Source organism: Tropicimonas sediminicola, from assembly GCF_900188335.1.
GTDB lineage: Bacteria > Pseudomonadota > Alphaproteobacteria > Rhodobacterales > Rhodobacteraceae > Tropicimonas > Tropicimonas sediminicola.
In genome coordinates this window covers 275,146-298,897 of sequence record NZ_FZOY01000007.1, presented here as the reverse complement: position 1 = coordinate 298,897, position 23,752 = coordinate 275,146, and the positions used below count along the sequence as shown (strand labels likewise).

The 23,752-nt window shown below is 65.9% G+C and carries 28 protein-coding genes; 11 read left to right on the top strand and 17 right to left on the bottom strand.

All coding sequences use genetic code 11. The annotated features are described in order from the left end of the window. The 7 genes from CHB86_RS18105 to CHB86_RS18080 form a co-directional block, all read left to right on the top strand. Positions 1-435, top strand: a 435-nt coding sequence (locus CHB86_RS18105; protein WP_217898334.1) for a tyrosine-type recombinase/integrase, incomplete at its 5' end; no start/stop codon positions are given. A 412-nt stretch (positions 436-847) separates the two neighbouring features. Continuing rightward, positions 848-1,483: a hypothetical protein gene (locus CHB86_RS18100; protein WP_176442924.1), complete on the top strand. Its 636-nt coding sequence runs from the start codon at positions 848-850 to the stop codon at positions 1,481-1,483. Positions 1,484-1,552: 69 nt separating this feature from the next. Continuing rightward, entirely contained in the window at positions 1,553-1,717 is a 165-nt protein-coding gene (locus CHB86_RS24720) for a hypothetical protein (protein ID WP_176442923.1), read from the top strand. 377 nt (positions 1,718-2,094) lie between these two features. Beyond that, positions 2,095-2,271, top strand: coding sequence for a hypothetical protein (locus CHB86_RS24715; RefSeq protein ID WP_176442922.1), 177 nt, complete (start codon positions 2,095-2,097; stop codon positions 2,269-2,271). 363 nt (positions 2,272-2,634) lie between these two features. Continuing rightward, positions 2,635-3,093, top strand: coding sequence for a DUF2267 domain-containing protein (locus tag CHB86_RS18090; protein ID WP_089234486.1), 459 nt, complete (start codon positions 2,635-2,637; stop codon positions 3,091-3,093). 322 nt (positions 3,094-3,415) lie between these two features. Further along, positions 3,416-4,045: a sulfotransferase family protein gene (locus tag CHB86_RS18085; RefSeq protein WP_089234485.1), complete on the top strand. Its 630-nt coding sequence runs from the start codon at positions 3,416-3,418 to the stop codon at positions 4,043-4,045. A gap of 679 nt (positions 4,046-4,724) precedes the next feature. Next, positions 4,725-5,366, top strand: a complete 642-nt coding sequence (locus CHB86_RS18080) for a PEBP family protein (protein ID WP_089234484.1) — start codon at positions 4,725-4,727, stop codon at positions 5,364-5,366. Between the two features lie 102 nt (positions 5,367-5,468). Here the strand turns inward: CHB86_RS18080 and CHB86_RS18075 are convergent, their stop codons facing one another. From CHB86_RS18075 to CHB86_RS18065, 3 genes are read right to left on the bottom strand one after another with little or no spacing between them, the layout of a single operon-like run. Beyond that, entirely contained in the window at positions 5,469-6,650 is a 1,182-nt protein-coding gene (locus tag CHB86_RS18075) for a dihydrolipoamide acetyltransferase family protein (RefSeq protein WP_089234483.1), read from the bottom strand. Position 6,651: 1 nt separating this feature from the next. Further along, a complete protein-coding gene (locus CHB86_RS18070; protein ID WP_342747478.1) occupies positions 6,652-7,671 on the bottom strand; it encodes an alpha-ketoacid dehydrogenase subunit beta in 1,020 nt (339 codons plus the stop codon). Beyond that, positions 7,662-8,900, bottom strand: a complete 1,239-nt coding sequence (locus CHB86_RS18065) for a thiamine pyrophosphate-dependent enzyme (protein ID WP_089234482.1) — start codon at positions 8,898-8,900, stop codon at positions 7,662-7,664. The genes CHB86_RS18070 and CHB86_RS18065 overlap by 10 nt, the downstream gene beginning before the upstream one ends. A gap of 139 nt (positions 8,901-9,039) precedes the next feature. On the opposite strand from CHB86_RS18065, the gene CHB86_RS18060 reads away from it, so the two are divergent. Then, positions 9,040-9,498: an Lrp/AsnC family transcriptional regulator gene (locus tag CHB86_RS18060; RefSeq protein WP_089234481.1), complete on the top strand. Its 459-nt coding sequence runs from the start codon at positions 9,040-9,042 to the stop codon at positions 9,496-9,498. Here CHB86_RS18060 and CHB86_RS18055 read toward each other — a convergent pair. After that, positions 9,495-10,310 (bottom strand): DeoR/GlpR family DNA-binding transcription regulator, encoded by an 816-nt coding sequence (locus tag CHB86_RS18055; RefSeq protein WP_089234480.1) that lies wholly within the window; start codon positions 10,308-10,310, stop codon positions 9,495-9,497. The genes CHB86_RS18060 and CHB86_RS18055 overlap by 4 nt on opposite strands. Positions 10,311-10,591: 281 nt before the next feature. On the opposite strand from CHB86_RS18055, the gene CHB86_RS18050 reads away from it, so the two are divergent. Next, the gene (locus CHB86_RS18050; RefSeq protein WP_245838125.1) at positions 10,592-11,053 is read left to right on the top strand and encodes an NUDIX hydrolase; all 462 of its coding nucleotides are present in this window, start codon (positions 10,592-10,594) and stop codon (positions 11,051-11,053) included. A gap of 31 nt (positions 11,054-11,084) precedes the next feature. On the opposite strand, the gene CHB86_RS18045 is transcribed toward CHB86_RS18050, so the two are convergent. From CHB86_RS18045 to CHB86_RS18035, 3 genes are all read right to left on the bottom strand, one after another. Next, a complete protein-coding gene (locus CHB86_RS18045; protein WP_089234478.1) occupies positions 11,085-12,404 on the bottom strand; it encodes a CoA transferase in 1,320 nt (439 codons plus the stop codon). Between the two features lie 56 nt (positions 12,405-12,460). Further along, positions 12,461-13,675, bottom strand: a complete 1,215-nt coding sequence (gene chrA, locus CHB86_RS18040) for a chromate efflux transporter (RefSeq protein WP_089234477.1) — start codon at positions 13,673-13,675, stop codon at positions 12,461-12,463. 99 nt (positions 13,676-13,774) lie between these two features. After that, a complete protein-coding gene (locus CHB86_RS18035; protein ID WP_089234476.1) occupies positions 13,775-14,482 on the bottom strand; it encodes a Crp/Fnr family transcriptional regulator in 708 nt (235 codons plus the stop codon). Between the two features lie 522 nt (positions 14,483-15,004). Between CHB86_RS18035 and CHB86_RS18030 the strand changes: the two genes are divergently transcribed. Beyond that, entirely contained in the window at positions 15,005-15,388 is a 384-nt protein-coding gene (locus CHB86_RS18030) for a c-type cytochrome (protein ID WP_089234475.1), read from the top strand. 46 nt (positions 15,389-15,434) lie between these two features. Here CHB86_RS18030 and CHB86_RS18025 read toward each other — a convergent pair whose 3' ends face one another. The 8 genes from CHB86_RS18025 to CHB86_RS17990 all read right to left on the bottom strand — a co-directional run bounded on the left by CHB86_RS18025 (position 15,435) and on the right by CHB86_RS17990 (position 21,428). Continuing rightward, positions 15,435-16,115: a hypothetical protein gene (locus CHB86_RS18025; protein WP_089234474.1), complete on the bottom strand. Its 681-nt coding sequence runs from the start codon at positions 16,113-16,115 to the stop codon at positions 15,435-15,437. Further along, the gene (locus CHB86_RS18020; protein ID WP_089234473.1) at positions 16,112-16,981 is read right to left on the bottom strand and encodes an NAD(P)H-binding protein; all 870 of its coding nucleotides are present in this window, start codon (positions 16,979-16,981) and stop codon (positions 16,112-16,114) included. The genes CHB86_RS18025 and CHB86_RS18020 overlap by 4 nt, the downstream gene beginning before the upstream one ends. Before the next feature lie 58 nt (positions 16,982-17,039). Then, positions 17,040-17,234, bottom strand: a complete 195-nt coding sequence (locus tag CHB86_RS18015; RefSeq protein WP_089234472.1) for a hypothetical protein — start codon at positions 17,232-17,234, stop codon at positions 17,040-17,042. 12 nt (positions 17,235-17,246) lie between these two features. Then, entirely contained in the window at positions 17,247-17,609 is a 363-nt protein-coding gene (locus tag CHB86_RS24710) for a glycine zipper family protein (protein ID WP_089234471.1), read from the bottom strand. A gap of 92 nt (positions 17,610-17,701) precedes the next feature. After that, on the bottom strand, positions 17,702-18,691 hold the full coding sequence (locus CHB86_RS18005) for a GlxA family transcriptional regulator (protein WP_089234470.1): 990 nt from the start codon (positions 18,689-18,691) through the stop codon (positions 17,702-17,704). 127 nt (positions 18,692-18,818) lie between these two features. Next, the gene (locus CHB86_RS18000) at positions 18,819-19,268 is read right to left on the bottom strand and encodes a DUF411 domain-containing protein (protein WP_089234469.1); all 450 of its coding nucleotides are present in this window, start codon (positions 19,266-19,268) and stop codon (positions 18,819-18,821) included. Between the two features lie 101 nt (positions 19,269-19,369). Beyond that, on the bottom strand, positions 19,370-20,119 hold the full coding sequence (locus CHB86_RS17995; protein ID WP_089234468.1) for a sulfite exporter TauE/SafE family protein: 750 nt from the start codon (positions 20,117-20,119) through the stop codon (positions 19,370-19,372). Between the two features lie 259 nt (positions 20,120-20,378). Next, positions 20,379-21,428, bottom strand: coding sequence for an ornithine cyclodeaminase (locus CHB86_RS17990; RefSeq protein WP_281251223.1), 1,050 nt, complete (start codon positions 21,426-21,428; stop codon positions 20,379-20,381). A gap of 121 nt (positions 21,429-21,549) precedes the next feature. Between CHB86_RS17990 and CHB86_RS17985 the strand changes: the two genes are divergently transcribed. After that, complete coding sequence (locus tag CHB86_RS17985) at positions 21,550-21,975, top strand: Lrp/AsnC family transcriptional regulator (protein ID WP_089234466.1); 426 nt, start codon at positions 21,550-21,552, stop codon at positions 21,973-21,975. An 18-nt stretch (positions 21,976-21,993) separates the two neighbouring features. Here the strand turns inward: CHB86_RS17985 and CHB86_RS17980 are convergent, their stop codons facing one another. Then, a complete protein-coding gene (locus CHB86_RS17980) occupies positions 21,994-22,776 on the bottom strand; it encodes an SDR family NAD(P)-dependent oxidoreductase (protein ID WP_089234465.1) in 783 nt (260 codons plus the stop codon). An 11-nt stretch (positions 22,777-22,787) separates the two neighbouring features. Beyond that, complete coding sequence (locus tag CHB86_RS17975) at positions 22,788-23,747, bottom strand: LLM class oxidoreductase (RefSeq protein ID WP_089234464.1); 960 nt, start codon at positions 23,745-23,747, stop codon at positions 22,788-22,790. Positions 23,748-23,752: the final 5 nt, after the last annotated feature.

Genomic DNA, 23,752 nt, shown 5'->3' with positions numbered 1-23,752 from the left:
AAGCTCAAGGTCGCAAATGCCTACGCTGCCGGGCTGGTCAAGGAGCGCGCTTCGGTCATCCAAAGCAAGACCGACAAGCCGGTTCGGTTCGAGATCTCGGAAGGAACTCGGAGGTCGATCTCGCAGTGGATCGCGGATCCCTTGATGAGCGGTTCGGAGTTCCTGTGGCCGGGCCGCTTCCATGAGCGGCTGCATATCTCTACCCGCCAGTATGCGCGCCTGGTTCGAGAATGGGTTCAGTCGATCGGCCTGGACCCCACTTCGTATGGGACGCATTCGATGCGTCGTACCAAGGTTGCGCAGATCTATCGCAAGACAGGCAACCTGAGAGCGGTGCAACTCCTACTGGGACACACCAAGATGGACAGCACAGTTCGTTATCTCGGTGTCGATTTGGAAGATGCACTCTCAATTGCCGAGCCCGTCGAGATCTGACGAGTTGGGCCGATCTACCCGATCGGCCCACGATGTAACACCTATTTATGAGTCGGCTTCGCCGACTTCGCAGTCATTCTCCGCAGTGCAGCAAATCCAGCTACCGTCATCCAACAGCCGTCCATTCGGAAGAGGACCGGACGTTCGCGGCGGCTCACACCAAGGAAAAGACAGCGGACTTTGCTGCCGTTCGGGACGCCCGGACAGCTGTTCGTTGACTGCGCGTTTCGGCTACTCGTACGTCTTGCTCTGTGGTCTGGTTTGCGGCCACGGCGAGCTGTCGCAGGGACAGAGGCGCCATTCCAATACTTCCAGTTCGAATACTCTCGTTGATTGGACTACTTAACAGAGGTTGTCGAACGTGATTATCTGTGTCGAGGTCGAGAAATTCAGTGATGCTAAGTGAGGTTACATGATCTTAATGAAATTCGTTGGAGCTGCGTTAGCTGCGGCTCTCATTCAGTCGCTAGCTACACCTGCAATCGCAAACGTGGGACAGGACGCTATCGATGGCTGCATCGACCAAATCCGGACCGTTGGGGGACCTGACGGTCAGAGCGGAACGGTGCTCTCATCGGAATATTCAGAAGCCAACTCTCTCGTGATGTTCCGCGACAGTGGAAACACGGTCTGGCGATGCCTTGTTTCGAACGATGGCGTTGTTGCCGATCTCTCCGTTGCCGAAGCCGCTGACGATGGCAATGGGGCCATGGCCGGTGCTTCGGGCTCCTCCGGGTCGGGGACCGAGCGTGTAGCCTTTACAGCCGGAACCTCGGGCGCGGAACTGACGGGCTCGCTGCTTCCGCAGGAAAGCCGCCGCTACGTCCTAGGAGCGAAAGACGGCCAATTTCTGTACGTGCGGGTCGCGGCCAACGGACCCGGCATGACCTATGTGATCTACAACCCGGATGGTTCGGTCTTGCTGGACGAGATGAGTGCATCGCAGGAGTACCGAGGACAACTCTGGCAATCGGGCGACCATGTGGTGGAGGTCTACAACACGGCGAACGGCGCCCAATCCTACAACGTGATCTTCGGAATCGAATAATTCCACGACCGGGAACGACGTGAAAGCTTTCCTGCTTTCGGCGTCAAACGAAATGAAGAAGGAAAACGCATGAAAACCTATATTGCCCTCGCGCTTGCGACGATCGCCTTGGCTGGGTGTGTCCAGGAGGAAGCTTACACAACGGAAGCAGATATTTCCGAGGCAAATCGCGCTACTGAATGCCCGGTTGACGTCACCGAGGCCGACCGTGCCAACTACCCTGCATGCAATTAACGCCCATGGGGCGCAGCAGGGCTGCCCGCACGACCTGCGGCCGGCAACAGTCCCGCCGCGACATGCTGCACGTACCATAATGCGGGCGCGTGATGTGTAAGTGGGGAACACGTGCCTTCGCGGCCTTGTACCTTGTCGCGCTTGCGTTGCTCCTGATCGGAACCTTCGGGCTCTTCGGTCAGGAGCGCGATCCGCTGGCGGGTGTCTTCCTGATGCCCCTCGGATTGCCGTGGTCGCTCTGGTTGGACGGGCTGCCTGAATCGGTTTTGCCTTTTGCAGCGGCCTTGGTGCCACTCGTCAACCTCACCATACTGGGGATCATTTGCCGCCATCTTGCTGTCAGGCGACGCCGTGGCCCTTAACTCCAAGGAAACATAATGACATTCGACTTGGCACACGCGTTGGTATCCGGCGTTCTGATATTTGCCGTGATCATCGGCATGCAGAAATCTGGCCTCTACACACCTCACAGGGACGGCGGTCCGCGTTGGAGCTGGCCGTTGTTCTTTGCCATCGCAGTGGTGATGTTTATCCTCAATCTGCTTTGGCCATAGGGCCGGCTAGTATCAATTGATCGCAACCAATCCCCTATCGCCCCAAACCTGATCAACCCGGAGTCGCGGCTGATGCTTGTGTCGGCAATGCACAGTCTCCGGACCTCTAATCGTCGCCCGGTCGAGTTCTCAACCGGAGGTCGACTGAGTGGGTAGAATGCCGACCTACCGGACCTTCGCCGCGTCTGCAGCGTTCCCTGATGTGCTCACTCGACGATTTCCAAATGCAGTTAGAGCGGACGTTCGCGGCGTCTCACATCAAGGACCAGTCAGCGGGACGAAGTTGCCGTTCACTTATCATCGGTATAAATCCAACGTTTGTAGGCTATTTGGCAAAGAAATCACTCAGGATCGAAACCGCACATGCCAATGCCGTGGACATACAGACACGCCTCAAAGGAATGGCAGGCGTTTTTGGACGATGCAAAGGAGCGCATGTGTCTCGAGTCGGACAACATGGCCTATACTGCTGTTGACGCAGTGTTTCTGGTTTTTCGCCGCCGCTTGACCGCACAACAGGGCTTGGACTTTGCAGCGGTTCTTCCAAGTGTGCTTCGTGCAATTTTCGTGAATGGCTGGGATGTTACAGAACCTCCTGTTCCTTTCTCCGAGCGGTCCAAAATGGTTGCCGAAGTAAAGCAGGTTCGCCGAAATCACAACTTGACGCCGGATAATGCGATTGAAGCGACGGCTTGGGCGATACGGCGCTGCACTAACAAGAGAGACTTCGAGCGCGTGCTACAAGAGATGCCCGAAGGCGCAGCCGCATTCTGGCACGTCGATACTGATGACCCGGCGGAACTTGAACAGAGGATCATCTAGCTGCGCCGCCGCATCAGTCGCTTCGGGCTCGTACTACCCCTTCGCCGTTCCTTTCACGAACGGCTGCTTCCGGTTTTGACAGTAAGCTGCAAGGGCGAAGTGACCAAATAAAATGACCGGCAGCTTTGCGCAGGAATGAGACTTTGCGTTCACCGGCCGCCGGCAGGTCATATCCAACACATCAAAGAGATCGCTGGGGGGGCGAAACTCCCTCGCATGTCGGAGGGACCGGGGGGCCAAGAAACGCGACGTCGAACCGGATCTTGGCAATTCAGACCGCGCTGTGATCTACTCGATTCGAGCCATCGGGGGAGGGACCTGAATGAGCCTAGAGGTCATCGGTGCCGGTTTCGGACGCACGGGTACGGAATCCATGAAACTGGCGCTCGAGAAGCTAGGGTTCGGACCTTGCTATCACATGCGCGAAGTTATCAGCCGCGACCGCATCGACCTGTGGTGCGATGCCGCGTCTGGCCGACTTCCGAACTGGGACGAAGCCTTCGCAGGTTATCGTGCGACGGTCGATTGGCCTGCCGCGCGGTTCTGGCGCGAGATTGCCATGCACTATCAGCAGGCGAAAGTCCTGCTGACGGTTCGCAGCGCCGAATCCTGGTATGCCAGCATGCAGAAGACGATCCTGCGCGTTCTGCGTGAAAAACCCGATCCGAACCCCGTCGCCATTCCGCTGATTCGTGACGGCGTTTTCAAAGGCAACATCACGGACAAGGATCACATGATCGCGGCCTACGAACGCAATACCGCGGAGGTGCAGGCCGCGTTCGGGGCCGACAGACTTCTGACATACGAACTCGGCGAGGGATGGACCCGCCTGTGTGATTTCCTTGGCTGCGACGTGCCGGACGAACCGTTCCCCCGTTCGAACGAAGCCGACGATTTCATGGAAACCAACGCCCGACTAGATAGCCTGCGCAGGGGAGGAGAACCAGCCTAGCGCCGGAGGCGGGCGCATGCGGCTCCGGAAATGCGGGTCAAGACCTGCACCGGCAGAGTGTGAATTCGCGCTCTTTCCCGCACACCGGACCTTTGCCCGAAACCGACCAACGGCAGCACTGCGCAGTCTGCGGTCCTCTCGGAAACGAATGACTTAACTGTTTAGACCAATGCTAGATAGTGAGCGTGCCGGATGTTCGGCAAAGGCCAAATCCAGCCCCCGCAACCAAATTTCGCGAACGTTCGTGATATTCGAAGCCCGGCCCTTGGCCGGGCTTTGAGCGTTCCCGGATCTCGATGAAATGCTTGTCGAGAGAGCTGTTGCAGACTTGTTCTCCATGGCCACGGCCTGCGATGCGGCCGGGCCAGGCAGGGAAGCCGTCGCCGGGAGTGCGGGCCGGGTTCTCTTCGCTCTTGGTAGGAGACGGCACATTGGCGGTACATCTTCGCAAAGTCTGGCCAAAATATCTTGGACCATTGGGAGCGCGCAGTTCTCTCCTTCATCTTGATGATGCCTTGGCCGTTTATGCGCCAACGGTGGAGCCGGATCCGTCTGGTGACGTGGTCAGGGGAACATGGAGTGCCGCACCCTCGTTGCGGACGCAGAAAAACCATTCGGGGACCGACGGATGTTCCAAGGTTGCCCGTTGAACGGTCAGCGCAACAGCAAGGACCTCCCAATGATACGTTCGATCTCCGCTTTGATGTTCGTTTCCTTTTCCGCGACGACACTGAGCGCGGAGACCTTTTCCGCCGATGTCTGGGCGGACAACTGGTTCGAGATGCGGATTGATGGCGCGCAGGTTGCGGAGGACAGCGTGCCGATCACGACGGAGCGATCCTTCAACGCCGAGAGCTTCGCGTTCGTTGCGAATCCGCCTTTCGTGATCGGGCTGGTCGCAAAGGATTTTCGCGAGAACGACACTGGCCTCGAATACATCGGAACGCCGCGCCAGCAGATGGGGGACGGGGGTGTGATCGTTCAGATCAGGGACAGCTCGGGCGAGATCGTTGCCGTGAGCGATGACAGCTGGCGGTGCCTGACGATCCACATGGCGCCGCTGGACAAGTCCTGTGAGACGGTGGTCGATCCGGCGGCGGGCGTCGGGGCCTGCGGTTTCGACATCTCGAAGGAGCCCGAGGGATGGGACGAGTCCGGCTTCGACGCCTCCGGCTGGCCGATGGCGGAGGTCTATTCCGAGCAGGAGGTGAGCCCCAGGGGAGGCTACGACCAGATCGACTGGGCGGAAGAGGCGGCGCTGATCTGGGGGCCGGATCTTGAGCAGAGCAACACCATCCTGTGTCGGTACGAGGTCGAGTGAAGGTGAGCGGTTCCTGAGTCCCCCGCATGGCGCGGCGGCGTACCGATCCTCCCGAAAACGCGAAGGTCGGGGTCGGCACGGTATCCCTGACAGCGGCCCCTGTCATGCGAACAGCAGGGCGGGGGTCTCCAGAAGCGTCTTGAGCCGCGCCACGAAACGTGCCGCGTTCCAGCCGTCGACGATCCGGTGATCGAAGCTGGCCGAGAGGTTCATCATCTCTCGCGGCACGAAGTTCCGGCCGTCCCAATGCGGGCGGACCTGCTTTCGGTTGACGCCAAGGATCGCCACTTCCGGGTAATTGATGATCGGGGTCGTGGCGAGGGCCCCGAGCGGCCCGAGGGAGGTGAGGGTGATGGTGCTGCCGGAGAGATCCTCGCGCGGCAGCGAGCCGTCCCGCCCCGCATCGGCAAGCCGGGTAATGCCGGCGGCGAGCTCCCAGACCGTCTGCGCCTCAGCATGGCGCAGGACCGGTACGAGCAGTCCGCGCTCGGTCTGGGTCGCGATGCCGACATGTACGGCGTCGTGTTGGTGCAGCACGCCTGCCTCGTCATCATAGCGGGCGTTGACCTCGGGCGCTTCCGCCCGCGCCACGATCATGCCGCGGATCAGGAAGGGCAGCAGGGTGAGCCGCGGCTGCGTTTCGGAGCGGTCGGCGTTCAACTGACCACGCAGCCGTTCCAGCTCGGTCACGTCGACCTCCTCGACGATGGTGATCTGGGGAATCCGCTCATGGGCGCGGGCCATCTGCTCGGCGATCTGCCGGCGCAGGCCGATGACCCTGGTTTCCGTCACGCCATCGCGCGCGGGCGCGCCGCGGGGCGTGCCGGCCAGGCGGCGGTCGAGGTCGGCATGAGTGACGCGGCCCTCGGGCCCGGTTCCCGCGACCTCCGAGAGATCCAGCCCGAGGTCTCTCGCGCGCTGCCGCACGGCCGGGGCAGCGAGGGTGCGTTCGGTTGGCCGGGGGATTTTGTCCGGCGGCGGGGTGGGGCTGGCGGCCGCTTCGGTTGGCTCGGCGGGGGGCTCGGGCGCGTTCTCGCCATCCTCTGCAACGTTGAGCCGCACCAGCGGCGCGCCGACGGCGAGCCTGTCGCCCGGTTCGCCGGCCCGCCAGACGAGCTGGCCCGAGGCGCTCGCGGGGATCTCGACCGCCGCCTTGTCGGTCAGAACCACGCCGAGCGGCTCGTCCTCGCGCACCCATTCGCCGACCTCGACCATCCATTCCGAGATCTCGGCCTCCGCGATGCCCTCGCCGATGTCGGGCAGCTTGATGGTGATTTCCGGCATCTCAGGCCTCCATCGCTTCGCGCAGCGCCCGGCCGACGCGTTCCGGTCCGGGGAAGTAGAACCATTCCTGCGCATGGGGGTAGGGCACGTCCCAGCCCGCGACCCGGCCGACCGGCGCTTCGAGGTGGTAGAAGCAGGTCTCCTGCACCCGCGCGGCCAGCTCCGCGCCGAAGCCGCTGGTCAGGGTCGCCTCGTGGGCAACGACGCAGCGCCCGGTCTTGCGTACCGAGGCCTCGATCGTCTCGAGGTCGAGCGGGATCAGGCTGCGCAGGTCGATGACCTCGGCATCGATCCCCTGTTCCTCCACTGCCGCCAGCGCGACGTGAACCATCGTGCCGTAGGTCAGGATCGTCAGGTCGCCTCCCTCACGCCGGATCGCCGCGTGTCCGAGCGGGACGTGGTAGTGCCCTTCCGGCACCTCGCCCAGCGGATGTCCCTTCCAGGACATCGCCTCGCGCTCGTGGTGCCCGTCGAACGGGCCGTGGTAGAGCCGCTTGGGCTCCAGCACGATCACCGGGTCCGGATCCTCGATGGCGGCGATCAGCAGGCCCTTGGCATCCTGCGGGTTCGAGGGGATCACCGTCTTGAGGCCCGATACATGGGTGAACAGCGCCTCAGGGCTCTGACTGTGGGTCTCGCCGCCAAAGATGCCGCCTCCGGTGGGCATCCGGATCACCAGCGGGCAGGTGAAGTCGCCGTTGGAGCGGTAGCGGATGCGGCTCGCCTCCTGGGTGATCTGGTCATAGGCGGGGTACATGTAGTCGGCGAACTGGATCTCGACGCAGGGACGCAGCCCGTAGGCCGCCATGCCGATCGCCGCGCCGACGATGCCGCTCTCGCTGATCGGCGTATCGAAGCAACGCAGCTTGCCGTGTTTCTGCTGCAGCCCCTGCGTGCAGCGGAAGACCCCGCCGAAGTAACCGACATCCTCGCCAAAGACGATCACACGCGGGTCGCGGGTCATCATCACGTCGAGCCCGTTGCGCACCGCCTCGACCATCGACATCTGCATCACAGCCATTTCTCGGCCGCCTCCTTCTGGCGCCGCAGATGCAGTGGCATTTCCTCGTATAGCCCGTCGAAAATGCTGCGCCGCCTCGGGGCGCCACCGCCGAGCAGGGTGCCGTTCTTCTCCGCCGCTTTCTGGGCGGCGACAACGAGGTCGCGGATCTCGGACCGTGCCTGGGCGTGGCGTTCCTCCGACCACAGCCCGCGCCGGATGAGGTGCAGCTTGAGCCGTTCGATGGGGTCGCCGAGGGGCCAGGCGTCGGACTCCTTCTTCGGTCGATAGGCTTCCGGGTTGTCGGATGTCGAATGCCCGCCGGCGCGATAGGTGACATGCTCCAGCACCGTCGGGCCGAGCCCCTGCCGCGCTCGCTCCACCGCCCATTTCGCGACTGCGTGCACGGCGAGGAAGTCGTTTCCGTCGACCCGCAGCGCTGCGATCCCGAAACCGAGCGCACGGGCGGCCAGCGTGCCGGATTCGCCCTTGGCGATGCCCTGGAAGGTGGAGATCGCCCATTGGTTGTTGACGATGTTGAGGATGACGGGGGGCTTGTAGGTCGAGGCAAAGACCATCGCGGAGTGGAAATCGGATTCCGCCGTGGAGCCGTCGCCGATCCAGCCCGCCGCGATACGGTCCGATCCGTCGATCGCTGCCGCCATTGCCCAGCCCACGGCCTGCACGAACTGGGTCCCCAGGTTCCCCGACACGGTGAAGAAGCCGTAGTCCCTGGCCGAGTAGAGCACCGGCAACTGCCGCCCGGCCAGCGGGTCCTTCTGGTTCGAGAAGATCTGGTTCATCATCGTCTCGAGCGGATAGTCCTGGGCAACCAGAAGCCCGGCGTTGCGATAGGTCGGAAAGTTCATGTCGCCCTTGCCGAGCGCCCGCTGAAAGGCGATGGCCACCGCTTCCTCGCCCAGTTGCGGGACGTAGAACGAGGTCTTGCCCTGGCGCTGCGCCGCGATCATGCGGGCGTCCAGCGTGCGCAGGATCATCATCTGCCTCAGGCCGGATAGCAGCTCTTCGTCCGAGAGCATCGTCGCCCAGGGGCCGACCGCTTCGCCATCCCGCCGCAGGATCCGGATGATCGAGAAGGCGTGGTTGCGAAGCTGCCGGGGCGCCACGTCGAGTGGTGGCAACGTGACGGCCCCGGCCTCCGGGATCTTGACGTCGGAATAATCGGGCACGTCACCGGGCCGGAACTGCGGCTCCGGAACGGTCATGCGCGGCTTGGGCGTGTCCTGCATCTGCTGTCTGGCGCTCCCTGGTCGTCCTCACCGCCAGTCTAGCCGAGACCGGGAAGCGGGTTTCGCCAAATACACTTCAATTGCTATCTACTTGTGGTGATAATCTCTGCCAGGTAACGAACTGAAAGCGGATTTCACCATGGACAAGATCGATCGCCGAATCCTCGAGATCCTGCAGAAGGACGCGAGGATCTCCATCGTCGAGCTGGCAGAGCGCGTGGGGCTCTCCGCGACGCCGTGCCGGAACCGCGTCGCCAAGCTGGAGCAGGCGGGGGTGATCTCACGCTACGGGGCAGTGGTCTCGCCGGAGAAGGCCGGCTACCCGATCACCGCCTTCGTTTCGGTGGAACTGGAGCGGCAGGAGGCGCAGAGCCTTGCGCTGTTCGAGCGGCGCGTGGCGGAGTTCGAGGAGGTCGTGCAGGGGTTCCTGATGACGGGCAGCCAGGATTTCCTGCTGCGGGTCGTGGTGGAAGACCTGCCGGCTTTCGAACGGTTCCTGCAAGACAAGTTGACCACCGTGCCCGGTATCCGCTCCGTGCGGTCGCGCTTCGCCTTGCGGCAGTTCGTCTGGCGCAGCCGCCTGCCGAGGGCCGGCTAGGCCGGGTCCGCGACCAGAACTTCGACGCCGGCGCCTGCGAGGGCGGCCATCAGTTCTCCCTCCGGCGCAAGGTCGACGACGATGGAGGACAGCGCCTCCGGCCCGCCGACATGGGCAAAGCCCTTGCGGCCGAATTTCGAGGAGTCGACCAGCAGGTGCCTGTGCGTTGCGCGCTGCAACATCGCCCGCTTCACCGCCGCAAACCCACGCACGGTTTCCGAAGGGCCGTCGGCGGAGAGCGCGGAGGCGCCGATCATGCAGCGATCGACGTTGAACCGGCCCAGGAATTCCACGGTCTCGGCCCCGATGAGGGCCGATTCCGCCGGCAGGTACGCGCCCGGCGCGAGCAGCACCTCGGCGGCGCCGTGGCCGATGGTCATGGCGACGGGGATCGAGTTGGTGATCACCGTGCAGCGGGTGTCGAGAAAGGCCAGCGCGCGGGCCAGCTGCAGCGTGGTCGAGCCGGAGTCGATCATCACCGTCTCGCCATCCTGTATCAGCGCCGCGGCGCGCCGCCCGATCCGCTCCCGCTCCTCGATCCGGGAAACCGAGCGTTCGTCGAGGTTGGGGTAATGGCCCTGCGCCGGGGCCGAGGCGCCGCCATGGGCGCGCGAGACCAGCCCGTCGCCGGCCAGCGCGTCGAAATCGCGGCGCACGGTTTCTGTCGAGACGTTGAAGCGTTGCGCCAGTTCGCTGATGCGCACATGCGGCCTCAGCTTCAGTTCCAGCAGGATCTGTTTCTGTCGCTCGGCCTTCCGGAGGCGGTCGCGGTTCCCGCGTGACTTGTCCTGAAACGTACCGATTTCCTGCATGTGCCTCGCCAAGTCGCAATCGTCGCCGAGAATTGTGACATTTCCGATAGTTTGCAATGTTTTTTGTTGCAAAGGCCACCTTTGCGGAGCGAGTATTCCCAAAACGCAAAGAACCATCCGAGAGCAGGCCATCCGCAGACGAGCGGCGATCCAAACGCGGGATCACAAAGCCGCAAGACAGGTGCCGTAAGGTCGGCGGCAGCGAGATCTGCGCTTCGTTCCGGGACGATTGTCTGCGCGGATGGAGAGGTATGGATTATCGAACCACGGGAGGACGGGGTTTGCCAAGGGACAAGGTCGATCAGATCGCCGCGCTGCCGCTGCATCGTGACCGAAACGGCAAGCTCCGCGTGCTCATGGTGACATCGCGCGACACGGGCCGGTGGGTCATGCCGAAGGGCTGGCTGATGGATGACAAGATGCCCTGGCACGCCGCCGAGATCGAGGCGCTGGAAGAGGCGGGCGCCGTGGGGTTCGTCTCGGATCAGCCCATCGGGCTTTACCATTACGACAAGCGGTTGGGGCAGGGCGGGGTGGTGCCATGCCGCGTCACCCTCTACCCGATGATGGTCGAGAAGCTGAAACGCCGCTGGAAGGAGCGCAACCAGCGCAAGCGGCACTGGTTCTCGCCTCGCAAGGCGGCGAAGCTGGTCGACGAGAAGGAACTCGCGGCCCTGCTGAAGGACCTGCCGAAGCAGTTCGACGACCTCGATCTGGACGAAGGCTTCCGCAACGCTTCCTGACCGGGTTTCGGCCGTCGGAAGGTCAGGTCTCCTACTCTGCCGCGTACCTGCGCAGCGGCCCCGCCGGGTAACGCCACCTCGGCCCGTTGCCATCCACCTCGACCGGAAAGGCGATGCGGCTCGCCGGCCCCCAGCCGGTGGCCTCGGTCTCCGGCGCGAGATCCGCGTAGTTCTCCGGCGGCATCGGGGCTGCCGGGCTGTGCAGTCCGGCCGAGACTAGCAAATGCGCCGTCCGGGCCAGCGACAGGCGCGCGGAGAGCGCCTGTCCGCAATCATTGCGGATCCTCAGCGCGCGCAGCACGGCGGCGGCCATGAGATAGCCGGTGGCATGGTCGAGCGCCTGCACCGGCAGCGCGACCGGACGGTCCGCCTGAGCCTGCCGCATCCCCTCGTCGGCCAGCCCGCAGCTCATCTGCACCACGCTGTCGAAGCCGCGCCGCCCGGCCCAGGGACCGGTCCAGCCAAAGGCGTCCAGCGTCACCTCGATGACCGCCGGAGCAAGGCTGCGCCGCCGCTCCGCACCAAACCCCAGCCGGTCCAGCGCTTCCGGGCGATAACCATGCACAAGCACGTCGGCCGACCGAAGCAGCGTTTCGAAGCGCGCACGGTCGGCGGGCAGCTTCAGGTCCAGACCGGCACAGCGCTTGCCGAGGGTGACTTCCGGCTCGACGCCCGGCTCGTTCCAGTCGGGCGGGTCGATCCGCAGGACATTCGCGCCGAAACCGGCAAGGAATCGCGTGGCGACCGGCCCGGCCAGTACGCGGGTGAGGTCCAGCACGCGCAGGCCGTCGAGCCGCAGCTCACCGGGGGCATCGCCCTTGTGCGCCCATGCGACGAGGGGCTCACCGGCCACGGCGCGGCCCTGTGGATGACGCGCCCAGTCGGCGAGCCCGCGCATCGCTCCCGCCGCACCGCCTGCCGTGACGACGGCCGTTTCCAAAGCGTCCTTGTCCCAGTGCCGGACGCCGCGGGCCACGGCCTCCCGCTCCGGCGTGCAGCCCAGCACCGACAGCGCCGCCGCGCGGTGGCGGGGCGCATTTGTGTGCAGCCGGATCCAGCCATCGGCGGCGCGGTAATTGCCCGCGATCGAATCCCAGGCACCCGGAAGCTCCCAGCCCTCGGGGCGCAGCGTCATGTCGAACCACATGAGCGCACGGCGACGGTTCAGCGCTACACGTTGGGCGCCGAGCAGGTCGCCGAGTTCCGCCGCTGCGGCCTCCATGGAGGCGAGGGCCAGGCCGGTTACGTCGAAGCAGGAAGGCAGCGCGCCCTCGCCCGTCACTGCCACCTGTGTTCTGGTTGGCAGGTCGGGTCCCAGGGCCTTGGCGATCTGCTGTCGGATGCTTGTCATCTGGGCGTCCCTCTCGTGCCGGGATGGCGTCGCCCGATCCCTACCACGATCCTGCGTCAGGAGAAGACAGCCAGCGCCGCGCCGCCCGCCGCCGCGACGATCACCACCGCCCAGGGCGGCGCTTTCCAGATCGTCAGCAGGACGAAACACGCGAGCGCGAGGGCGAAGTCTTTCATTCCCCCGATGGCGCTGGTGAACACGGGGTCGTAGAGCGCCGCTCCCAGGATGCCGACCACCGCTGCATTCGCGCCCTGCATCAGCGATTGGGCGGCGGCCATGGAGCGGAACCTGTCCCAGAACGGCAGTACCCCGACGAGGATCAGGAACCCCGGCAGGAACACCGCGACCAGCGCGATGGCCGCGCCCGCGACGCCGTTCGGAGCCGGGCCGAGGACGGCGCCGAGATAGGCGGCAAAGGTGAAGAGCGGACCGGGCACCGCCTGCGCCGCGCCATAGCCCGCGAGGAATGCGTCGGGCGTGACCCAGCCCGGCGCGACGGTTTCGGCCTGAAGCAGCGGCAGCACGACATGGCCGCCGCCGAAAACCAGCGCACCGGCGCGATAGAAGCTGTCGAAGACGGCCAGCGCTTGCGACCAGCTTGCGGCGAGCGGCATAAGGAGCAACAGGGCGAGGAAGGTCGCGATGGCGACGCCGGCCTGCGCGTTGCGCACCGGCATGCTCAGGTGGCCGCCGAGGGGCGCGCCCGACCCACGGCCAAACGCCAGCCCGGCGAGCGCTCCAAAGGCAATCGCGGCCACCATGCCGATGGCGCCGGGCAGGAAGGCGAGGAGGGCCACCGCGCCCACGGCGATGCCGGTCCTCGCCCGGTCCGGGCAAAGCGTGCGCGCCATGCCCCAGACCGCCTGCGCCACGATGGCCACCGCGACGATCTTGAGCCCGTGGAGGATGCCGGTTCCCAACGGCCCGGAAATTGCGGAAGCGCTCAGCGCAAAGGCCAGCAGCAAAAGCGCCGAAGGGAGGGTGAAGGCGGTGAAGGCGGCAAGTGCGCCAAGCCAGCCGGCCCGCATCATCCCCAGGGCAAAGCCCACCTGCGAGGAGGCGGGGCCGGGCAGGAACTGGCAGAGCGCGACGAGATCGGCATAGGCATGATCGTCGAGCCAGCCGCGGCGGGTCACCAGCTCGTCCCGGAAATACCCGAGATGCGCGATCGGCCCGCCGAAGGACGTCAGGCCGAGCTTGAGAAAGGCCGCGAATACCTCGCGCGGCGTTCCCTCGCCCCGGGGCGGCTGCGTGCTGCTGCTGTCGGTCATTCCCGCCTCCTTGCGTCCGGCCCTGTCAGCACGCCGCGGCATGGCGATGCAAGGCCCTTTCGCCAGTCTCGCCCGGCAATGCGCAACCCGCGTGACGGCTCAGCCGCCCTTGTTCCAGAACCCGGCGGGATCGGAGGTGGAGAAGTCCCGCAGCCGCTCGATATCCTCGATCGTCGCCGTGTTGCGATTGACCTTAACCCCCACCGTGCCGAGCCTGGCGAATGCGCGCGAGAGACTCTCGGGCTTGATGCCGAGGCGGCCTGCGATCACCGTCTTGTCGTATGGAAGAGTGACCTCGCAGGGGCTCTCGGCGCCGTTGCAGAGCCCCAGAAGGAACTCCGCCACGCGCTGCGCCCCGGTCTGGGCCTTGAGCTGTTCGAGCTGCCCGACCAGCGAATGCAGATGCGCGAAGGTGGCGGCGAGCATGTTGATCCCGATCTCGGGGTCCTGCCGCAGCATGTCGGTGACCGCGGCGGAGGGAATCCGCAGCACCTCGCATTCCGTCACCGCTTCGGCCGAGACGGGATAGGGCGCGCCGCGCAGCGCCACCGCCTCACCGAAACTCTGCCCCTCGGAGAAGACCGAGACGATCGCCTCGCCACCGCTCGGCGTGATCCGGTAGAGCTTGACCCAGCCGCCGATGACGATGTGGATCGCCCGCGCGTCCTCGCCCTGCAGGAACAGCGTCTCGCCGCGACGGAAGCTCTGCCACTGTGAGCGTTGCAGCAGGGCCTCGGTGTGGGCATCGGAAAAACTCTGCATCAGCATGGAATTGCGGGCGATCTGCCTCCGCGGGTCGTCCGTCATGCAGATTTGCCTCCCTGGGGCCGCGCGCCCCTTGCGCCGGGCCGTGATGATGCGGGCCGAAGGGCATCATAGGAAGCCCGGACAAGGGGTGAAAGGCCAATGGGACCGGGGTGCGACGCATGGCACCAATCCGTTTGCCGCCGGAAGATTCGACATTACCATTGCGTCGGACAGTGGAATGCCGGTGCGGATTGCCGGGCGCCCTGATGGTGCGCCCGCAATCGTCGGATCGGCTGAAGCTGCTTCGAAGCGCGTCACGTTGTCCGACTGCTCGCTTCCGGTCCTGCGCCTCAACGTGAGGCGCTTGATCCATCGGGGCGGGTCGGGCAAGGCTGTGGGTCGGAAGGCAGAACGTTCGCCACGGACCGCACCCCCGGTATCGGCCGGCGCACGTGCCGCGGTTCTTGCCGAAAGGCCGCCGACAGCCGGCTGTCTGTCGGCACCAGAGACACTTAGCCCTGCAGCCGGGACGTTCCCGGTTGCCGCCACAGAGACACTGGTCTGAACACGAAAGGAAACGACATGAAATCCGCTCTTCTTCCCCTGGCCGCCGCGCTTGTCGCGGTGACCGCCGCGCCCGTCCTTGCCGAAGGAGATGCCGCCAACGGCGAGAAGGTCTTCAAAAAGTGCCAGGCCTGCCACATGGTCGGCGACGACGCCAAGAACCGCGTTGGCCCGCCGCTGAACGGGGTCGTCGGCGCACCGGCTGGCCGGGTCGAGGACTACAAGTACTCCCCCAACCTGCTCGAACTCGCCGAGGGGGGGCTGGTCTGGGATGACGAGACCCTGACTGCTTACCTCACCAAGCCGAAGGACGTGATCCCGAAAGGCAAGATGTCCTTTGCCGGCCTCAAGAAGGAAAGCGACATCGACGACGTTATCGCCTACCTGCAGACCTTCGAGTAATCCGGACCGAACCGGGTGGGAGGGGCGTTCGCGGGAACGCCCCTTTTCATTTGGGCTGGTGCGATGCGGGAGGGCCGGGGTCTCTGACCAGTGCCACGCCCACCGCGAGAAACCAGGCGATCCCGCCGAGCCCGAAACCAGCCCCCGCGGCTGTGCCGAGGGCCGGCACCAAGGTTGCGAGCCCGGCGAGCCCGGTCAGCAGGCCCATTAGAGCAACTCCGCGAGGAAGCCGCCGGAAGGCCAGACCCGCGATGCTGATGCTGAGGATCCACGCCCCGCCGACGATCTCGTTGCCGCCGCCGAGCCCCAGTTCGATCGCGTGCAGCGTTCCCCAGAGATCCGCGGCGCCCTGCGGATCGGTCGCGTGGAGCGCCGACGTGCGTTCGACCGCCACGTTCGCGACCATCCCGGCGCCAAGGACCAGTGTCGCCCAGATCAGCCCGAGCGCGCGGGAGACCCCGGACCAACCAGGGGCTCTGGGCAGGAACCGCTCGGCGAGGGCGACGGTGAGCACGGCGAGCGCCAGCCCGTTGATGATGTAGATCGTACTGTTCCAGGCGATCAGCAGCCCGGGGTGCGCAGCGGCGAGTGCGGCCACGGCGTGGGTGTCGATCTCTTCCGTGCCGTATCCGAGCGGGGCGAGCAGGGTGACGAGCAGGGCAAAGCCCGCCACGTAGGTCGCGCCGCAGAGCAAGGCGGCGATACCGCCGCTGTGTTGAAGGGTCATGGGGCGGGCCTGCGGGATCGCATCCCGGCTGCGAGGTCCGCGAAATGGGTGCCAAGGCGGTGCGTGCCGTGCGGTTCCCCGACCATGTCGAGGCCCATCGCCGTCAGGAAGAACCGGGCCGGCCCGTGGATGCGCCGGGGCGTTACACGGGGCAGCACGGCCAGTGCGGCGCGGCGGAGCGCGTCGGGCAAGCGGGTGATCCTTGCGGGCTTGCCGAGGGCGGCAAAGGCAGCTTCGGCCAGTTCCCTATGGGTGAAGACCTCCGGCCCGCCCACGTCGATCCAGTCTCGCTCCTCGGCGATCGCCGCGGCTGTCGCGGCGGCCAGGTCGGCTCCATGGATCGGGTTGATCCGCTTCGCGCCGTCTCCGAACAGCCAGACCCGCCCGGCGCGTGCCATGGCGAGGAAATCCTCCATGTCGGAGAAGTAGCCGGACGGGGCGATCACGGTGGAGGCGATGTCCTCGGCGCGGAGCGCATCGACGAATGCGGCCTTTGCCGCGACCAGTGGCACGTCCCGCATCCGGTCGGCGTTGAGCACGTGGAGATAGGCGAAGCGTCCAACGCCCGCGCGGCGCGCTTCTGACAGCAGATTGAGATTCGCCCGGTAGTCGACATCACGATAGTCCAGCCCGTCGGCCTGCCGCGTGATGCCGAGTGCGGAGATCGTCAGCGCCGCCCCTTCCATGCAGCCAAACAGCGTATCTGGGCGCGTTGCCTGCGCTTCGATCAGTTCGTCCGCGTCAAGATCCGCCGCCCGGGCAGCGTTCCGGACCAGCGCGCGGACATGCCAACCGGCTCCGCGGTATTCGGCGCAGAGGTGGCGGCCGAGATATCCGGTCGCCCCGGCGATGAAGACGGTCTGCATGACGGTTTCCTACTTGCATGCCCCGGCCAGCCCGCAAAGGGCCGGCCGGCGCGGAGCGTCAGATCCTCTCGCCGAAGGGCGTGACGATCCGCGGCGCGGGGTCGATCTCCGGCAGGCCGATGTCGCGCCGGAGGCGTGGCGAGGTGGGCAGGCCAGGGGAGACGGGCGACTCGGTGGCGGGCATGCGCCAGTTCGCGATCAGGGTGCGCAGCCCGGCCAAAGAGGCCGGGCGGTCCAGGAGGTCGGGGGTCATCTCGTGCGGTTCCTATCCAACAACCAGGTGGCCGCGACCGCGCAGGCATTCGATGACGATCTCCTGCCGCCGGTCATTGGCGTTGACGGCCCCGGCTGTGCCGCCCGCCAGCGCGCCCACGATGGCCCCGCCCGCGGCGTCGGCATCGTCGTCGGCCGCGCCCAGCAGCGCGCCGGCGCCCGCGCCCAGCACCGCGGCGGCGGCGGTCTCCTGGTCGAAGGCGCGCTGGTCGCGGGCCAGTTGCTGGCAGGCGGCGAGGTCGGCTTCGTAGGCCGGGGTCGGGGTGCCGTCGAGGATTGGCCGGTAGTTGGCGCCGCTGTCGGCGCAGGCGGCCAGAATCGCCGCGAGAAGGAGGGGGAGGTAAGTCGGTTTCATGCTGAATTCCTGTATCTGGGCATGGCAATAGAGCGCGCCGGCGCGATGGGCCGGCGTGGAAGGTCGTTCGGGTGGGGAGGGGCCGTGCGGCGTCAGCCGGGTCCGTCGCGGATCTGCGGCGGCGGCTGCGCGCCCCGGAACCGTTCGCGGTACTCGGTGGCCGAGATGCCGAGGTGTCGATGAAAGGCGCGCCGCATCCGTTCTGCGCTCTGGAACCCGGTCTGCAACGCGATCTGCTCGACCCCGGTGGCGGTGGTCTCCAACGCGACGCGGGCGGCCTGCACCCGCGCGGTCTCGACATAGGCGGCAGGGGTCTTTCCGGTTTCGTCCCGGAAGCGACGCGCGAAGGTCCGTTCCGACAGGCCGGCACGCGCGGCCAGCGCGGTCACGGTGAGCCCGTCGCCCGGATTGGCGAGAATGTGGTCGAGAGTCTCGTTGATCGCGGGGTCCTGCGCCTTGCGGGCCAGAAGGTGGGCGCTGAACTGCGACTGGCCGCCGGGGCGCATCATGTACATCACGTTATAGCGGGCGACCTGCAGGGCAATGTCGTGGCCCCAATCCATCTCGACGAGCGCGAGCGCCAGGTCCATGCCGGCGGTCACCCCGGCCGAGGTCCAGACGTTGCCGTCGCGCACGAAGATCGCGTCGCGGTCGACCGTGACCTTCGGATGGCGCTTCTCAAGCACCGGGCACCACCACCAATGGGTGCAGGCGCGGCGGCCGTCGAGCAGTCCGGCCTCGGCGAGGATCATCGCCCCGGTGCAGATCGAGACGATCCGGCGTGCCCGCCCGGCCGCGGCACGGACATAGTCCATCAGGGCGTTGTCCTCGAGCGCGGCCATCGTGCCGTGGCCGCCGCTGACGATCAGCGTGTCGATCTCGCCGGTTTCCGGCATGGCGTCGGCAAAGGCGCGATCGGCGGTGAGGGTGAGGCCGGAGGTTGTCCGCACGGGGCCCGCACACGTGGCGAGGACCGTGACGTCGTAGGGATCCGGCCCTTCCGGCAGAAAGAACTTGGTGCCGGTCATCACCTCCAGCGGGCCCACCACGTCAAGGATGTGGGCGTCCGGATAGGTCACCATCACAACGCTGCGCGCGCGCTGTTCTGTCCGATATGTCGAGTCGTTCGTCATGGTCGGACACTAGCCCGACCATCCCGCTGACCGTTAGGACAAAGACCCCACCTTTTCTGCCAAGGGCAACAGTTGCTCAGGCGTGGCTCTGAAAGACCTCCGCAGCGCCGCCCTTCAGCACGAGCAGGGTGTCGTAAGGCTCGCGCGTATCGCCCATCTCCATTCCGGGCGATCCGATCGGCATGCCGGGCACGGTCAGCCCGAGCGCTTCTGGCCGTTCGCTCAGCAGGCGCTGCACATCCGCGGCGGGCACGTGGCCTTCGATGAAGTAGCCGTCGATAAACCCGGTGTGGCAGGAAGCGAGTTCGGGGGTGATCCCGGTGCGCTCCTTGAGCAGCCACAGGGCATCGTCGTCGATGTCGCTGGCGACGGTCTCGAACCCGGACTGCCGCATATGCGCGATCCAGGCCGAACAGCATCCGCAGGTCGGCGACTTGAAGACCTCCAGTTGCGGCGTGGCGGCAAGCGACGGGCGCGCCAGGAGCGCGGTTCCGACTGTGGCGAGCATGAAATGTCTGCGATTCATCTGGTGTCTCACGATCTTGTTGCTCCCCTGTTCTGCAACCTTCACCAACCGGAAGGTCAAGCTGTGTTGGAGGAAAATAGCGCGCGGTCGATCTTCGGCAATCAGGTGACGGCACGCCAGATCAGGCTGATCGACAATGCGAACAGGGCGAGCCGGATCGCCGAGAAGAAGATGCCGTCGGGAATGATCCGGATCAGCCTGGAGCCGCCCCAGGCCCCGAAGATCGCGGTCAGCGCCAACAGCGCGATCGCCTTGAGGTCCATCTCCGGGAATTGGCCGAGAGCGAGGTAGGGCGGCAGCTTGGCGATGTTGACCGCGGTAAAGACGAACTGCGTCGTGCCGGCAAAGACCAGCTTCGGCAATTGCTGTGGCAGCACGTAAATCTGGTAAGGCGGAGCGCCGGCGTGGCTGATGAAGCTTGTGAGGCCCGACATCGTGCCCCAGAACAGGCCCGGCACGACGCGGGCCGGGCGCGGCGCCGCGTTTTTCGGCGTGAAGAACCAGTGGCGGAGGCAGTGGAAGATGCCGATGACCCCAACCGCGATGCTCATGCCGTCGGTCGAGAGATGCGGCGCCAGCAGGTAGCCCACCAGCACGCCGCAGAGGCCCGCCGGGATCAGGATCTTCAGGTTTCGAAGGTCGAAATGGTGCCGGTAGAGCCAGACGCCGACCCAGTCGCTGATCAGGTAGATCGGCAGCAGCAGCGCGGCCGCGGTCAGCGGGTCGATGCGGAAGGCGAGGAGCGGCACGGCCAGCATGCCGACGGCGGGCAGGCCCCCCTTGGCGAGACCCACGCAGAGCGCACCCGCCATCGCCAGAGGCAGGAAACTCCAGATATCCGCTGCGTTCATTGCGTCACGCCGGTGGACGGGCACCGACCGTTTCCAAGGGCGGCTCGGCAGGCACGCGCTGGCGCGAAAGGTGTGTTCAGATGATCCATCCGGGGCGATCCGGCGGCCTAGGCCGCGTCGCTCCGGCTGATGTGGCAGGGTGGGGTCGGCAGGCCGGCCTCGGCGAAAAACTGGGTGTTCACAATGATCTCCGTGCCGCACGAGCCGCGTACCGGCAAGCGGTAGCGTCCGGATGGCGCGCAAGTCAAGCCCGGCCGCGTTACCGTTTGGCGCGTTCCAGCATGCCGAACAGATCGCGCGGATCGTCGGGATCGGCGATCATGTCGAGCTCCGTGTAGAACTCCGTGCCTTCGATGAGGCGGAGCACGAGGCGCAGCGCGCTGAAATCCTCGATGGCGAAGCCGACGCTGTCGAAGAGGGTGATCTGCCGCTCGGAGGTCCGCCCGGCGACCTGCCCGGTGATCACTTGCCACAGCTCCGTGACCGGGTGGTCCGGCTCGAGCTGCTGGATCTCGCCTTCGATCCGGGTCTGCGGCGGGTATTCGACGAAGATCGAGGACCTCAGCAGGATATCGCGGTGCAGCTCCGTCTTGCCGGGGCAGTCGCCGCCGATGGCGTTTATGTGGACGCCGCTGCCGACCATATTGTCGGTCAGGATCGTGGCATATTGCTTGTCGGCGGTGCAGGTCGTGATGATCTCGGCGCCCTCCACGGCCTCCTGACCCGACCGGCACTGCACCACCTCGAGCCCGCGTCCCGCCAGGTTGCGGGCGCAGCGGGCGGTGGCCTCCGGGTCGATGTCGAAGAGCCGTACTGTGTCGATACCGCAGATCGCCTTGAAGGCAAGGCACTGGAACTCGGACTGCGCGCCGTTGCCGATCATCGCCATGCTGCGGGCGCCCTTGGGGGCAAGGTGCCGGGCCGCCATGGCGGAAGCGGCGGCGGTGCGCAGGGCGGTGAGCAGGGTCATCTCGCTGAGCAGGATCGGATAGCCGGAATCGACATCCGCCAGCACGCCGAAGGCGGTCACGGTCTGCAGCCCTTCCCGCGTGTTCTTCGGGTGGCCGTTGACGTATTTGAACCCGTAGGTTTCACCATCCGAGGTCGGCATCAGCTCGATCACCCCGACGCTGGAATGCGAGGCGACGCGGGGCGTCTTGTCGAACAGCTCCCACCGCCAGAAGTCGGCCTCGATCTCGTCGGCCAGCAGGGTCAGCACCTGTTCGATGCCGAAGTGATGGATCAGCGCCATCATGTTCTCGACCGACACGAAAGGCACGTAGGCGCGGCTGGAAGGGGGCTTGGACAAAGGATGACTCCGGACTGGGATATCCTTTCTAGCCATCAAACGGTGATGGATTGCATTGTCAGCCTGAGCGATTTGCCGGTATAGCTTGTGCAAATTGCGCAGCCTGGATTGACAATCTGTCATGCATGTCTTCGACGACCTCGACCGTTCGCTGATCGCGATCCTGCGCGAAGACGGGCGTGCGCCGGTGTCGAAGCTGGCGACGATCCTCGGGGTGTCGCGGGCGACGGTGCAGAACCGGCTCGATCGGTTGCTGGAAAGCGGCGCGGTGCTGGGCTTCACTATCCGCGCGCGGCAGGACCGCGCGGACGGCGGGGTTCGCGCGATCATGATGATCGAGGTCACCGGGCAGTCGACGACCGCCGTGATCAGGCGGCTGCGCGGGATTCCGGAACTGCTGCAGCTCCACTCGACCAATGGAAAGTGGGACCTCGTCGCGGAACTCGGCGCGGCCAGCCTCACGGATTTCGACCGTGTCCTGCGGGAGGTGCGGGGCGTGGAGGGGATCACCAACAGCGAGACGTCGATCCTGCTGAGCTCGGTCTGACCCCCTCCGGCCAAGCGTTCACGCGGGCAGGAGCCGTTCCAGCGTCGCCATGACGGCGGCCGAGCGCGCGGGATCTGCGGCCGCAGGGTGCGGCGAGGCAAAGCGCCCGGCATCGTTGTCGAAATACATGCCGGAGCAGCCCTCGAACTCTTCCGACACCGCGAGGCGCCTGAGAATGTCGGCGCCGATGCCGATGTCGTTGCCGGAAACGCCAAAGCCTTCGCGCACCATCCGGGTGGCCAGCAGCGAACCCGGGTTGACCGCGATGAAGGCCGGCCCCTCGGGGTGTTCACGGGCGAGGGCCTGGGTCCAGACGACGAGCGCCAGCTTGCTTTGTGCATAGGCGTCCATGTCCCCAACGCGCCGTGTGCCGCTCAGCGCGTCGAGATCGACCGGCGCCTGCGCGGCCGAGGACAGGCTGATGACGCGCCCCGTTTTCGGCATCCGGTCCAGCAGACGGCGGGTCAGCAGGAGCGGTGCGAGGGTGTTCACCACGAAGCGTGCGTCCTGCCCTGTCTCGGTGATCGGGTCGGCCATCTTGTAGACGCCGGCGTTGTTGATGAACACGTCGATCCGCTCCTCCGACGCGGCCACTTCCTCGGCGAGGCGAACGACCTCGTCGAGGCGCGACAGGTCGGCGAGGAAGCCGCGTGTGCCCTCCGGCATCTCGGCGCGCAGAGCCTCGAGCTTCTCCGGGTTGCGGCCGTGGAGCAGGAGCCGGTGCCCAGATTGCGCAAGCTGCCTTGCGGTCTCGAGGCCGATGCCGTCCGTCGCGCCGGTGATCAGAATGGTCTTGGTCATGGTCAGTCCTTTCAGGCGGCGAAATCGGGCAGGATGTCCTCTGCCAGCCGCGCCATGGTTGTTTCGATGTCGGCCTGGTTGAAGCGCAGGTTCAGGGCGACGTGGTTGACGCCGATTTCCCGCAGCGCCGCGAGGTAGTCGCGCAGGGCGCGCGCGCCGGATCGGAAGCCGAGGTGGATGGGCTGCGGCGGCAGGTCGGGATCCTCGGCAAGGTCGATATAGAGCGATTGTATCACCGGCTTGTCGGGCTGGCCGGCGGCCTGCAGGCGATTGCGGTAGTCCGCGACGGCCTCGCGTTGGGCAGCGGCGGGGCGGGGATAGGTGATCCAGCCGTCGGCATGCTCCGCCACCCAATCCGGGTGCTGCCGGCTGTTGCCGGTGATCAGAAGCGGCAGGCGGCCGGCGGTGGGTTTGGGCAGCATGTCCATTCCGCGCGGGCTGCCGTGGCCGGAGGCAAAGGCCGGGTAGGAGGCCGCCATCTGACGGATGTAGCCCATCGCCTCGCGGAAGCGGTAGCCGCGATCCTCGAACCCCATGTTCATCGCCGGGTATTCATCCGGTCGGTCGCCCGAGGCGACTCCGAGCAGCAGCCGACCCTGCGAGAGCACGTCGGCGCTCGCCGCGGCCTTGGCGACATGCGCAGGATGGCGCAGGGGCAGGATCACGCTGGCCACGCCGAGCCCGATGCGCTCGGTCCGTCCGGCCAGCAGGCCGAGATAGACGAAGGGGTCGAAGGTCTGCCCGGCGTCGCCGAAGGAGGGAACGTTGAAGGGCACGTCGCGGAGCCAGAGCGCGGCAAAGCCCAGTTCCTCCGCCAGTTGCGCGCGCCGCAGATGGTCCTGCATCGTCGGCACCGCGCTCTGGGGATAGGCTTCGAGCGGCACCACCAGCCCGAGGCTCAGACGGCCGGGCCGGAAGGCCGCGTCATAGGCCCGGTTGAGCGGGCCGAACGTCGGGATGGTGTCGGGCATGTCTC